Annotated in this window: 13 protein-coding genes; 1 reads left to right on the top strand and 12 read right to left on the bottom strand. The window is 35.0% G+C overall.

Annotation, left to right across the window (positions count from 1 at the left end; genetic code table 11):
• Positions 1-119: 119 nt before the first annotated feature.
• From BUB43_RS11495 to BUB43_RS10620, 12 genes are all read right to left on the bottom strand, one after another.
• On the bottom strand, positions 120-242 hold the full coding sequence (locus BUB43_RS11495; RefSeq protein ID WP_260200811.1) for a hypothetical protein: 123 nt from the start codon (positions 240-242) through the stop codon (positions 120-122).
• Positions 243-477: 235 nt separating this feature from the next.
• On the bottom strand, positions 478-831 hold the full coding sequence (locus BUB43_RS10665) for a hypothetical protein (protein WP_073180977.1): 354 nt from the start codon (positions 829-831) through the stop codon (positions 478-480).
• A gap of 331 nt (positions 832-1,162) precedes the next feature.
• The gene (locus BUB43_RS10660) at positions 1,163-4,372 is read right to left on the bottom strand and encodes a type I restriction endonuclease subunit R (RefSeq protein ID WP_073180975.1); all 3,210 of its coding nucleotides are present in this window, start codon (positions 4,370-4,372) and stop codon (positions 1,163-1,165) included.
• Position 4,373: 1 nt separating this feature from the next.
• Positions 4,374-5,474 carry a HigA family addiction module antitoxin gene (locus BUB43_RS10655; protein WP_073180974.1) on the bottom strand — a complete coding sequence of 367 codons (1,101 nt, stop codon included), beginning with the start codon at positions 5,472-5,474 and terminating at the stop codon, positions 4,374-4,376.
• A 21-nt stretch (positions 5,475-5,495) separates the two neighbouring features.
• Positions 5,496-5,828, bottom strand: coding sequence for a type II toxin-antitoxin system RelE/ParE family toxin (locus BUB43_RS10650; protein ID WP_073180972.1), 333 nt, complete (start codon positions 5,826-5,828; stop codon positions 5,496-5,498).
• A 182-nt stretch (positions 5,829-6,010) separates the two neighbouring features.
• Positions 6,011-6,826 (bottom strand): hypothetical protein, encoded by an 816-nt coding sequence (locus tag BUB43_RS10645; RefSeq protein WP_073180970.1) that lies wholly within the window; start codon positions 6,824-6,826, stop codon positions 6,011-6,013.
• A gap of 1 nt (position 6,827) precedes the next feature.
• Positions 6,828-7,301, bottom strand: a complete 474-nt coding sequence (locus BUB43_RS10640; RefSeq protein WP_260200812.1) for a hypothetical protein — start codon at positions 7,299-7,301, stop codon at positions 6,828-6,830.
• A gap of 97 nt (positions 7,302-7,398) precedes the next feature.
• Positions 7,399-8,655 (bottom strand): restriction endonuclease subunit S, encoded by a 1,257-nt coding sequence (locus tag BUB43_RS10635; protein WP_073180965.1) that lies wholly within the window; start codon positions 8,653-8,655, stop codon positions 7,399-7,401.
• Positions 8,645-9,178, bottom strand: a complete 534-nt coding sequence (locus BUB43_RS11580; protein ID WP_395858377.1) for a hypothetical protein — start codon at positions 9,176-9,178, stop codon at positions 8,645-8,647. Before BUB43_RS11580 ends, BUB43_RS10635 begins: the two co-directional genes overlap by 11 nt.
• Positions 9,123-9,512, bottom strand: coding sequence for a virulence RhuM family protein (locus tag BUB43_RS11575; RefSeq protein WP_395858376.1), 390 nt, complete (start codon positions 9,510-9,512; stop codon positions 9,123-9,125). Before BUB43_RS11575 ends, BUB43_RS11580 begins: the two co-directional genes overlap by 56 nt.
• Positions 9,513-9,519: 7 nt before the next feature.
• Positions 9,520-9,831, bottom strand: a complete 312-nt coding sequence (locus tag BUB43_RS10625; RefSeq protein ID WP_083541305.1) for an ORF6N domain-containing protein — start codon at positions 9,829-9,831, stop codon at positions 9,520-9,522.
• On the bottom strand, positions 9,828-11,375 hold the full coding sequence (locus tag BUB43_RS10620) for a type I restriction-modification system subunit M (RefSeq protein ID WP_073180963.1): 1,548 nt from the start codon (positions 11,373-11,375) through the stop codon (positions 9,828-9,830). Before BUB43_RS10620 ends, BUB43_RS10625 begins: the two co-directional genes overlap by 4 nt.
• A 515-nt stretch (positions 11,376-11,890) precedes the next feature.
• Between BUB43_RS10620 and BUB43_RS10615 the strand changes: the two genes are divergently transcribed.
• Positions 11,891-12,025 (top strand): transposase (locus BUB43_RS10615; protein WP_143154111.1); only part of this gene is annotated, 135 nt, incomplete at its 3' end.

Here is a 12,025-nt window from a genome sequence, read left to right as displayed (position 1 = left end):
TTCAACAAAGTCTAAAAGGTTTTGACCTCGAAAAATATCCATTTTTTACCCTTTTTATAATGCTTTAAAGATATGAAATTATATTATGACCTCAATTGATTAATTTGTTTTATAATGGTTCAGTAAAGGATTTCAAGGTTAATAAATTCATTGGCAAGATCCACATCACTGAATACATCAAAGCTCTGGCGGTCTCCACCGCCGCGAACCAGTGCGATAATATCGAACTGCAATGGCTTCAATTCCTGTAATTTCTGAAGGATGGAAGTTGCTGAAGTGATATTGCAGGTGAAATCGGTGATTTTAAATTCACCGGAAGAGATGTTTAATCCTTCGTTGAAATCGTGCTGAACTATTGCGGAGTGGCCGTAGATGTTTGCAATTTTTATAGGTTCGTTACGCAGTTTTTTTCGCGGATGAACGTTTCCAAGTCGCGAGAACCTTTTTCGAGTTTTGCCTGAATTAAGTCGTATCTTTTTAAGTCATCTTCTGAAAACTGTCTTCTTTCTGCTGCACAATTTCTTCCGCTGCAAAGCGCAAATCAATGCTTGAATTCCGGACACTTTTTTCAATAAAACCTTTGAGGATATAGACTTCACCATTTACCAATTTGGAGCGAAGTATCCCGGATAATTTTACGCTGATGCTGGTGGTGTCGGACTCGGAATAGAAAAGATCGTAATAATAGCCGGCGTAGGATTTTCCCTGCCCGGCGGTGTAGCGGCCTTTTAAATATATTAAGCTCAGCGTCTGCGGGATAATGAGCGCGTTGTTGAACGAGCCTACTACTGATGCGGGAGAATAGATTTGGTATATGTTTTCTTCTTTCATTTGTTAATAGAGCAAACATCAATATCATTAATGCAGTAGAACTTCACTAAAAGGATGTTTTCTACTTTTTAATTACAATTTTTTGTGTTTAATGGGAGCTATCTTGTAAAGTTAGAAAATAAAGCAAAATAATGCAGAAAAAAACATAGCTATTTGAACATTTTTTTATAGACAAAATTTCTCCTAATAAGAAAAAAGAAAGATTTATAATATCATCAATAATAAAGATAAATTACATTAAGCTTCTTGTTCAAAGAGATTTTAAATATAAAATGTAAACTACGTTTTAAGTTTTTCAACAAAAAATAAAATCTGATAATCCTTTCTTAGATCACGCACTCAACTCCTTCGCTAACATCTCCGCTTGCTTTAATACTGTTTCCGTAGCTAGCAATTGCATATCAGGTGGATAACCATATTTACGCAATAATCGTTTTACAGCTACTTTCAGCTTTGCTCGCACGCTTTCTTTTATATTCCAATCGATACTTGCGTTTTGTTTTATAGTATTGGTTAATTCTACAGCTAACTCACGAAGCTTCTCTTGTTGCATGAGTTCACTGGCACTATCATTATTGGAAACTGCTGAATAAAAAGCATACTCGTATTCTGTTAAGCCCAACTTCTTGGGTTCATTATCCATTTCAACAATATCCTTACTTAAATTGATTAACTCATCAATTACTTCAGCTGCAGTTAGAATTTTATTATGGTACCGATGGATCGACTGCTCCAACATTTCCAGTAACTTCTTACTCTGTACTAAATTGGTTTTCGTTCTGGATTTTATTTCATCATTCAATAATTTTTTCAAAACTTCCAACGCCACATTTTTATGTTGCATACCTTTCAACTCCATCAAGAAATCATCCGATAAAATAGAAATATCAGGTTTCTTAATACCTGCTGCATCGAATACATCAATCACCTGATCGGATACCAAAGCCTGATCAATTACTTGTCGAATGGTTGTTTCAATTTCTTCATCTGTTTTGCCTGGCTCCACACTATCAAACTTTGCTAACCTTGCTTTAACGGCTTGGAAAAATGAAATTTCATCTTTAGCATCCATCGCTTGATCGTGCGGTATAGCAATAGCAAATGCTTTTGATAAAGCAGTTACTTCATCAATATATCTTTTCTTACCATTCTCTAAACCTAAAATATGGTCTTCTGCAGCTAATATCATCGACAATTTTTTAGATGTATCGGCATCAAAATAATCTTCATAAGGGAAACCATGATACATGGCAGAAATCACTTCAATTTTTTCTAACATCAAAGCAACTGCCTGTTCTTGTGCCACAGCAGGATCTCCTTTACCTCCAGCATCTGAATAGAAAGCCAACGCTTTTTTCAAATCGGAAGCAATGCCTAAATAATCAACGATTAATCCTCCAGGTTTATCCTTATATACACGATTTACGCGAGCAATCGCCTGCATAAGGTTATGCCCTTTCATAGGTTTATCGATATACAGGGTATGCATACTTGGCGCATCGAAACCTGTTAACCACATATCACGAACAATAACCAATTCTAATTCATCATTAGGATCTTTCATACGTTCGGCTAACATTCTACGTTGCTCTTTTGTGGTATGAAATTTTGCTAATTCTGGACCATCAGAAGAAGCGGAAGTCATAATAACTTTTATCTTTCCTTTTTTCAAATCGTCCGAATGCCATTCAGGTTTTATAGCAATAATCGCATTGTACAAATCCGCCGCAATACGACGACTCATCGACACGATCATTCCTTTCCCCTGAAACACTTCTTGACGTTGCGTAAAGTGATGAACAATATCAGTAGCTATATTTTGAACACGTTGTTTCCCGCCGATTAAAGCTTCTAACTGTGTCCATTTACTTTTAGCTTTTTGAGTGGATGTTAGATCTTCCTGATCCAATTCGTCATCCAACTCATCCACCAATTCTTTACCTTCTTCTGTTAGTTTTACTTTCGCCAGTCTGCTTTCATAGAAAATACGAACCGTTGCGCCATCTTCAACCGCTTGAGCTATATCGTAGATATCTACATAATTACCGAAAACTGCTGGCGTATTGACATCCGTACTTTCAATTGGTGTTCCTGTAAAACCTAAATACGTCGCATTGGGTAAGGCATCACGCATATATTTGGCAAATCCATACACGATTTTTTTACCAATTACATTTCCCTTCTCATCCTTATCATCAACCGTTTTAGCACTAAAACCATATTGTGTCCGATGAGCCTCGTCTGCTATTACAATGATATTTTCTCTAGCAGATAATGTTTCAAAAACGTTTCCTTCTTCCGGTTGAAATTTTTGTATCGTAGTAAAAATTACTCCTCCTGAATTTACCTTCAATAAGTCTTTTAACTGTTTGCGATCAGTCGCTTGAACAGGATCTTGACGCAATAATTGTTTCGATGCCGCAAACGTGTCGAATAATTGATCATCCAAATCATTACGGTCTGTTATCACTAAAACCGTTGGATTATCTAAGGCTAATACAATTTTACCAGTATAAAACACCATAGACAAAGATTTACCCGAACCTTGTGTATGCCAAACCACACCTCCTTTACGGTCGCCTTCGGGTTGGTTTTTCACGCCTGGTAAACCATAGCTTTCAGGAGATTCATTTAATAAATTCCCTATTGTTTGTTTTGAAACAAAACCAGAAGCTCTTTTAGTAGATTCTACCGCACGATTTACGGCATAATATTGATGATAGGCTGCTAATTTCTTTACCGTTTGTACGGTAACAATTCCATCTTTATCTTCTTTTCTTGACTTTTCGAAAACCACAAAGTGACGAACCAAATCCAATAAAGTTGTTGGATTTAGCATCCCTTTAATCAAGGTTTCCAACTGACTTACTAAAGCGGAAGCCTCTACCTGACCATCTACTGACTTCCAAGCCATAAATCGACTCAAACCTGCAGATATGGTTCCTGCTTTTGCTTCTAAACCATCTGAAATGACCGAAAACGCATTATACGTAAACAATGAAGGTATCATTGCTTTGTAGGTTTCTATTTGTCGATAAGCGGATTGGATGGTAGTATTTGAATCTGTTGCATTTTTTAATTCAATTACAACTAACGGTAAACCATTTACGAAAACTATTAAATCAGGGCGTTTGTTTACACCATTTTCCACAATAGTGAATTGATTCACAACCAAAAAATCATTTTGTAATGGATTTTCAAAATCTATTAAAAACACACGATCCCCTCGTTCCTGCCCATCTACACGTTTGGTAACCGGAATACCCTCCGTTAGTAATCGATGAAATGTTTCGTTATTGGATAACACATCAGGAGAAGCAATACGCAAGATTTGTTTCATTGCATCTTGTTGTGCATCAAGAGGAATAGTTGGATTGATACGCCGAACTGCATTTTCCAATCGTTGTTTTAGAACAACTTCTTCAAAAGTTGTTCTTTCAGAATCAGGTGCATCAGGGGCTAGTTGAACTCCATTGATATAGGTATATCCCTGATGTTCTAATAATGTTATAGCGAGTTGTTCTATTTCGTTTTCGGTCATATCATTCGTTGGAGTTATTAAAGTTTAGTTTAAGAAAAAACTGCCTTCCTTGTGAATAATGTATGATTTCTTTCTTTTGTAAACGTCCAATAATTATAGCAGGATGTGTATTGAATTTATTAGCAAATTCCACAATTTCTCTCTCTGTCAGATCTTCATTTTTCAAAACTTCATTTTCCTGCTCTTCAGAAAACGTCCATTTTACAGCAAAATCATCGGCTTCCTGCTCTTTCCGTTTATCATAATCAGAATATTCTATATCTTCTAAGAAGATCTCTTTTTTACCGTGTAATAAAACGTGCCCAATTTCATGGAAAAAGGTAAACCAAAAACGATCATTTTGGTTATAACGTCCTGTTAGTTGAATTACAGGATGATTATTGATCCAGCGAGTTGCTCCACTAATAGGTGCTTGTTTTACACAAGGTGTATAAATTATTTTTACCCCCGCTTTTAGACACAATTGCTGTAATTGCACAAAGAAATCTTGTGGGTGTGCAGCCATTACATTTTTTATGTCCGAAAGCTGATTTATCAGTAATTGCTTATCGAAAGCTGGCGCTTCTATTCTATTAGCTTGTAGTTCCCCTTGCCGTATCCAAGCTGATAAGGCATGAGGATTTTTAGTATTGTGCAATGAAATTCTAAAAGCAACCTTTAATTGTTGCTTATAGAAATATTCTTCCCAAGCTTCAGACGAGCTTAAACCAAAGTACTTAAATAAGTGTACAACTTTTTCTTCAACTTTGGTTGTCGGAATTACCCAACCCAATTTAGCCATTTCAGCATATGGAAAAGCACGTGCCCAATCTTTTGCTAAGGCTATAACAGATTGTCGTTTTTGGCGAGCGATATATTCGTCGTATTCATATTGTTGTTTTAGCCAAAAACGGGCAGGGATTTGTAAAACATCTTCAAATAAAATAGCCATATCCGGAGTAATCGCGCTTTCTCCTTTGAGTACAGCATTAATCGTTTTTTCGGGTTTACCTGTCCGAATAGCAAATTCTTTAGGTCCCATGTTTATTTCTTCTAATTTTTCAGCTAAAGTTTCTCCAGGGTGGAATGCGATATCTAGAATGAATTCATTTTGTGGTATCATAATTTACTTCTTTAAGTGTTATTAATGATAATCTTTAATTTCGATAACCTCTACTCCAAGTATTTCTACCCAAATATATTTACCGTGTTCATCTGTAGGAATAGGGTTTTCATGTGGTTTAAAAATTAAGCGATAGGGATGATCTAAGTCGCATGCCCATTGCCCTTTCCTGTCACCAACGAGTTCATGGAATCGTCCTGGTAAATGCCTTACGTCTTCTAATGTTTCTGCAACTCTCAAATCAGATAAACGTTGAAGAAATTTCTTCCCCCTCAATTGCCCTAATTCCTGAAAACATTTTCTTTGGTCGTTGGCTATTTTTTTTAATTTTTTATCACCAAATGTTATATTCACTGCAAAGATACATTTTTAAATTATTTTAAGTAACACTTTATGTAAATTATTTTTTAAACTAAATAAATCTTTATCCGTACTTTATCACTCATTTACTTGATTAACAAAATGTAGCGAAGTTTAATTTCTCACACTTATAATTATTTTTAACAATTTTATTTTCGGTCGTAATATTGAGTTAATTAAATTGAAATCACAGAATTAGCAACTCTTTTTTCACCACCAATTGGCGTGGTATAGTATCTCTGTTCTATTCCCCACAACACGTATTTTAAATCATTATCTGTCTCGATTTTAAATTTACCATTTTCATAAACTACTTGACCGTATTCTCTTGTGTAATCATAAATTGCTTGCTTTTCTATATCATCATATTTCTCTAATGTATCTTTGATCAATGCAATCTTCTTTCTATTAGGAATTGAAACTTTAGAGACATCGTAATCTGCATTAACTTCCAAAAAATCACTTTCTAAAAATGCTTGAGATTCTTCTGCTGTAGCTTCTCTATATAGCTGATCTAAACCTTTAAAAACTCGGTTCGCAACAGAAAGTTTCTTAAAATATAGTGTATCTATTTCTTTATTGTAAATCACATCTGCATATTCATTAACTGTAATAATCGGTTCGTCTTCTTTGAGAGATAGCTCAGATATCAAAATCCACTTTTTCTTAATATAATAACTTGTGCTAATTGCTTGAAAAAAATAAATTTGTTCTTGAACAGTACATATGTAAGATAACTTCTTTAAATCATCCTCAACAATTTGATCAAAGTCGACCGAATTCAACTCATCTTTTATGAAATCTATCGAGAAATCAGTTACTGAAAAATTGCTTATTTTGTAGTATTCTTCAGGTTCAATTAAGGTATTAGGATCATACTCAACTCCGTCAGTTGGTATTTTGTCTTGTTCGTAAACCTCATTTTCTGAAGCTAAAATTCGAAATAAATTATTTTTCCTTTTGACCTTCCCGTAAATGTATATGTCTGCCATATTATAAATCTATAAAAGTGTAATTATTAATTCTTCTTAATTCTTCAAATCCGAGATCACCTGGATTTTTTAATTTTTTTCGTGTTATTAAAAATATTTTAATATTTTTTTGAGTTTTTATAAAGTAAAAATGATATCCAAATAATAAGAAAATGGGATTGAAATAAAGCGTTTGAGATAGAAAAGTAAAAACATAGATTATGGAAAAAACTACCACTAATGTTGGTGTATTATTGACACTCAACGACACAAAAAAATATCCTAAATAAGTTGGTAAAAAATTATTATTTGCTAACTCAATTTCAGTTATCGATGAGGAGCCAATTTTGTCTTTTGGTAATTGCTTTGCAAGGATAAAACTAAATGCCGTTAACAGTATCGGAAATAAAATAAAAATTGCCCATGATACGTAAATGCTCCAACCTAATTTATTCAAATAACACAAATAGTAGCCTTCCTTAATTAAGTAGACCACTACAATCAAATACGTAGAATTGAATGTCAAGAACAATCTATAGAGCAAGTTTATCATAATTTAATCCTTTGGTATTTTAAATTTATCACTCATGATTTTAGTTTTTCACCCTTACCTCGCCACTCATTAACTTAGGCAATAAGGTATCGCGAAGTTGGGTTAGGGTTTGGATTTGAAATTTATTATGGTTTATTTTCTTATAGCTATCAGATACTAAATCATTAAACTTAAGAACTAAATCTTCTTTTGGCATCTTATATTTATTTTCAAATAATAGTGATTTATAATCAAGATTTTTGATGCCTGAACTTCCATTTTCTAAATTGAAAAATTCATCCTGATCATATAAGTATTTTAAATACAAATACACAAAAAAGGAATAGTTTGAATCTTTTATTCTAATTAATCTACAAAAATTTGAGAATACTAAGTCTTTACCAAATAATGATTTTATTTCATTATTTATAAAATATGCTCTACCAGTAGATTGATTTTCTGTACCTCCTGAAATTTCTATTATTATATCTCCTTCTTTTGGTTCTATAGATTGGAATTTCTTTTCTTTTACAAATCTTATTGGAGTTTTCGTTGGAATCCCTGTTAAAAGATCAGCAATATCAGTTCCTCTAATACAATAAACTCCTTTAGTAAATTCACCTTGGAGAGTTTCTTTACCCCAATCTCCACCAACTGTTTCACTAATCCATTCAGAAAATGGAAGCTCCTCCCAATCCTCTTTTGCCTCTTCCACAAACCACTGACGGAATAAGGTTTCCGCCAAAGCCTCTAAGGTTTGGTTTTGTTGGTGTAATAAGTCTATTTTATCATCCAGACTCGACAATACCGAAGCAATAGCTTTTTGCTCAGGAAGTGGGGGAAGAAAAAAATCATAATCTTCAATTCTACTTGGTGATGTATGCATAATTGAAGTACCACTAGCTGAACCTACAACATACCCTTGATAAGAACGAGTTCGTAATACCCAGTATACAAAATCATAATGTATTTCTTTTTCGTCTTTGAACTCAACTAAACCTACTCGTTGATTATGTAAAAATTTTACTTTATTATTTCGTGGAATTTTCGCTCCATATCCTAAAGTATCTGATTCTTTACTTAGGTCAGTCATTGTTACAACGATATCACCTTCTTTTAATATATAACTTTCTGGATAATCATTTGAATTAAAGTATTTAAACTTATTATTTTTAAATCCACCACCAATATGAAAATTACCAGGAGTGACCAATACCTGATCTGTTTCTTGATCGGTAATGTGTGTTCCAGGAAAAGCAAAACCATGTTTTACTTTGATGAATTTTCCTAATTTAACTTCCTTCCAATTATTCTCCATCCTTCTCTTTTTTAATTTTACTCAATACATCTTTACACAAGCTATCCATTCGAGAAAAAGCAAACCACTTTTTTCCTAAATCTTTTAGCGAAGCGCCAATGTGGTACAACTCCTTTTCATCAATGATTAAAAAGCGGTCGTGGCTTTGTTTGAATAAATGGATACCTATTGCTGGATACTGCTGATTATGTTTCTGCAGATCCAAGCGCAGCTGTTGGCTAATAGTTGCCGTATAGATGTTGGCTTTCACATTCATTTTCCTTTTACTTAATAAGGTCAACACCGTGTCGTCCACATAATTATCGATAAGGAGAATAGAGGATTTGGCATTTCGTACCAGATTAGACACAAAGTTGTAAGCATCAAACACCTGTCCATTGAAGAAAACGCCTTGATTAGGAAGTTTATTAGATTCGATCTGTAAAGATATGATATCCATTTTCTTACTGAGCTCGTCCACATGGTTTTCAACTCGATCCATACGTTGATTCAGTGCATACCCTTTTAATAAATACTCTCTCAATACGTTCGTAGCCCAAATTCTTAAACTGAGTACCCTGCTTTGATTTAACGCGATAACCAACAGAGATAATTACATCGAGGTTATAGAACTTTATCATTCTTCGCACGGTTCTATTTCCTTCTTTTCGAACTGTCAAGGATTCCTTGACAGTTGCCTTTCTATCTAATTCTCCTTCCTTATAGCAATTGTTGATATGTAAGCTTATATTTTGCTTCGTTTGATTAAAGAGTTGAGCCATTTGCTCTTGAGACAGCCAAACAGTTTCTCCTTCTATGATTACTTCAATCCGTTCCGGTAAATCATCCGATTGGTAGAGTATAATTTCGTTGGTCATAGGACTCTTAATTGAATTTAAAAATAACAGACAGCATCGCTACACCCTGCTCTGTAAATGCATACGGATTTACAGCGGAATGTTTTAACGATTCGAACCGGTCGCAATTTGCGACCAGTTCATCTTTTTCTTGGCTATTCAGCTGAAAGCGAAATGTCTCGGGAAACCGGTCAATATTGCGTTTTACCTGTTCATTTAACCTTTTTACTTCCACCTGGTACATTTCTGCCAGATCTCTGTCGAACATGACTTGTTTCCCCCGAATCGTAAAAATTCGGTTTTCTATATGTTGTTGGGAAAGGGTTAAATCTTTACTCATTCTTTTGGCAGTTCAATTTTCGACAAGTTTTCTGCAATAATCGCATTCAGTTCCACTTCTTTGGCTAATTGTTCTTCCAAAGTTGCTTTTAGCGAAGTAAAACGTTCTACAAAGTTGAAATCGTCTTCTTCATCCGGTAAACCTACATAACGCCCAGGCGTTAGTACATAATCTAACTCTCGTACTTTGTCTAATGTAACCGAAGCACAGAAACCAGCGACATCTTCGTATTGTCCATCGACATTTCGCCAATTGTGGTAAGTAGAAGCAATTAAGTCGATATCTTCTTTGCTCAATTCTCGATTTCTACGGTTGATGAGATGTCCTAAATTACGGGCATCGATAAACAAAATTTCGTTTACGGTATTACGGAATTTGGCATTCGGCACTTTCTTACGGCGTATAAACCACAAAGCCGCAGGAATTTGTGTATTCAAGAACAACTTCGCTGGTAAGTTGACGATACAGTCGATTAATCCTTCTTCGATCAAGTTTTTACGGATTTCTCCTTCACCCGATGTTTTAGAAGTTAACGCTCCTTTTGCCAATACCAAACCTGCTTGACCAGTTGGTGCCAAGTGATGAATAAAATGTTGCAACCAGGCAAAGTTGGCATTGCCTACCGGCGGTACGCCATACTGCCAACGCGCATCGTTACGCAATAAATCACCCGACCAATCGCTCACGTTAAACGGAGGATTCGCAATGATATAATCGGCTTTTAAATCTTTGTGTGCATCGTTCAAAAACGAACCTTCCGAATTCCATTTTACACCCGTAGAATCAATTCCACGAATGGCCAAGTTCATCTTCGCCAAACGCCAGGTGGTTTGGTTGGATTCTTGTCCGTAAATCGAGATATCATCAATACGACCTTGACGCTCAGTTACGAATTTCTCTGACTGCACAAACATACCACCCGAACCACAACACGGATCGAATACACGACCTTTGTAAGGTTCTAACATTTCTACCAACAATTCAACAACCGAACGAGGTGTATAGAATTGTCCGCCTTTTTGACCCTCTGCCAACGCAAACTGACCTAGGAAATACTCGAACACATGACCTAAAACATCGGCAGAACGTTCTTTTGTTTCACCAAAATTTATGTTTCCAATTAAGTCTATTAAATCACCTAAACTGGTAGGGTCAAGGTTTTGTTTGGCATATACTTTCGGTAAAATACCTTTCAATTGTGGGTTTTCTGCCTCAATAGCATCCATTCCATCATCTACAATTTTACCAATCGTAGGTAGCTTCGCACTAGATTGTAAAAATGACCAACGCGCCGAAGGTGGTACAAAGAATACATTTTCTGCCGTGTATTCTTCTCTGTCTTCCGGATCAGCTCCTTGATCGATTTGTGCTGTTAATTCTGCATGCAATTTCTCAAATGCAATTGATATATATTTTAAGAAAATCAATCCAAGAACCACATCTTTATACTCCGCCGCATTGATGTTTTTACGCAACTTATCCGCTGCTTTCCATAAGGTTTTCTCTATCGTTTCCTGAACTTCTTCTTTTTTCTTTTTAGCCATTTGCTTTACTTAATTTTATAAAATAATTTAATTGTTAAATATACAACCTGCAATCGAAAGTAAAAAGAGGAAAAGTATAAATGAGTAAGTAAGTAACTGAATATGGTGAAAAGAAAATATTTTTTTTTGATATTGAAAAAAAACTATTCAATAGAAAGGGATTACAGCAAAGTATGAAGGCTAATACGTCTTTTGCTTTGTTTGACTTTATTTCAGCTTTTTTTTCTGATCATAAAAAACAAAAAAGTGTTTTGTAAAAAATCACTTACTCCAGTTACTCCCTAAAAAGAATGAATAAAAAAGAAAATGAGTGTGCTTCGGCAGTTCGACAAGCTCACTGTAAACTGCTCAGCAACCACTCATTATTTTGAAGATTAATTATCAAATCTGAAAGGTATTTTTTCCTGTTGTGGTGGGATTGTTGTTGTTGTTGTTGTTGTGTGTGTATGTAAGCTCCCCCGAAAACAGTACGGTTTAAAAGTATAAAATTATTAACTTTAAATCGTAATCAAGAAATGAAAAAGAGCACATTCAGTCCTGCAAAGATTGCAGGTATTTTAAAGGAGTTTTCCGGAGGCCGCAGTGCCGAGGAGTTGGCAAGGGAAAACGGCATCAGCACAGCCACTTTGTACAAGTGGCGCCAGAAATAC

Source organism: Cruoricaptor ignavus (assembly GCF_900141665.1).
Classification (GTDB): Bacteria; Bacteroidota; Bacteroidia; order Flavobacteriales; family Weeksellaceae; genus Cruoricaptor; species Cruoricaptor ignavus.
Note: the sequence above shows the minus strand (reverse complement) of the source record. Positions and strands in the feature narration are given on the sequence as shown.

What these genes read in the sequence shown, in the direction of transcription:
- BUB43_RS10655 (WP_073180974.1), bottom strand. Translation starts at nt 5,474, where the DNA reads ATGATACCACAAAATGAATTCATTCTAGATATCGCATTCCACCCTGGA.
- BUB43_RS10635 (WP_073180965.1), bottom strand. Translation starts at nt 8,655, where the DNA reads ATGGAGAATAATTGGAAGGAAGTTAAATTAGGAAAATTCATCAAAGTA.
- BUB43_RS10625 (WP_083541305.1), bottom strand. Translation starts at nt 9,831, where the DNA reads ATGAGTAAAGATTTAACCCTTTCCCAACAACATATAGAAAACCGAATT.
- BUB43_RS11575 (WP_395858376.1), bottom strand. Translation starts at nt 9,512, where the DNA reads ATGACCAACGAAATTATACTCTACCAATCGGATGATTTACCGGAACGG.
- BUB43_RS10660 (WP_073180975.1), bottom strand. Translation starts at nt 4,372, where the DNA reads ATGACCGAAAACGAAATAGAACAACTCGCTATAACATTATTAGAACAT.
- BUB43_RS10645 (WP_073180970.1), bottom strand. Translation starts at nt 6,826, where the DNA reads ATGGCAGACATATACATTTACGGGAAGGTCAAAAGGAAAAATAATTTA.
- BUB43_RS10665 (WP_073180977.1), bottom strand. Translation starts at nt 831, where the DNA reads ATGAAAGAAGAAAACATATACCAAATCTATTCTCCCGCATCAGTAGTA.
- BUB43_RS10620 (WP_073180963.1), bottom strand. Translation starts at nt 11,375, where the DNA reads ATGGCTAAAAAGAAAAAAGAAGAAGTTCAGGAAACGATAGAGAAAACC.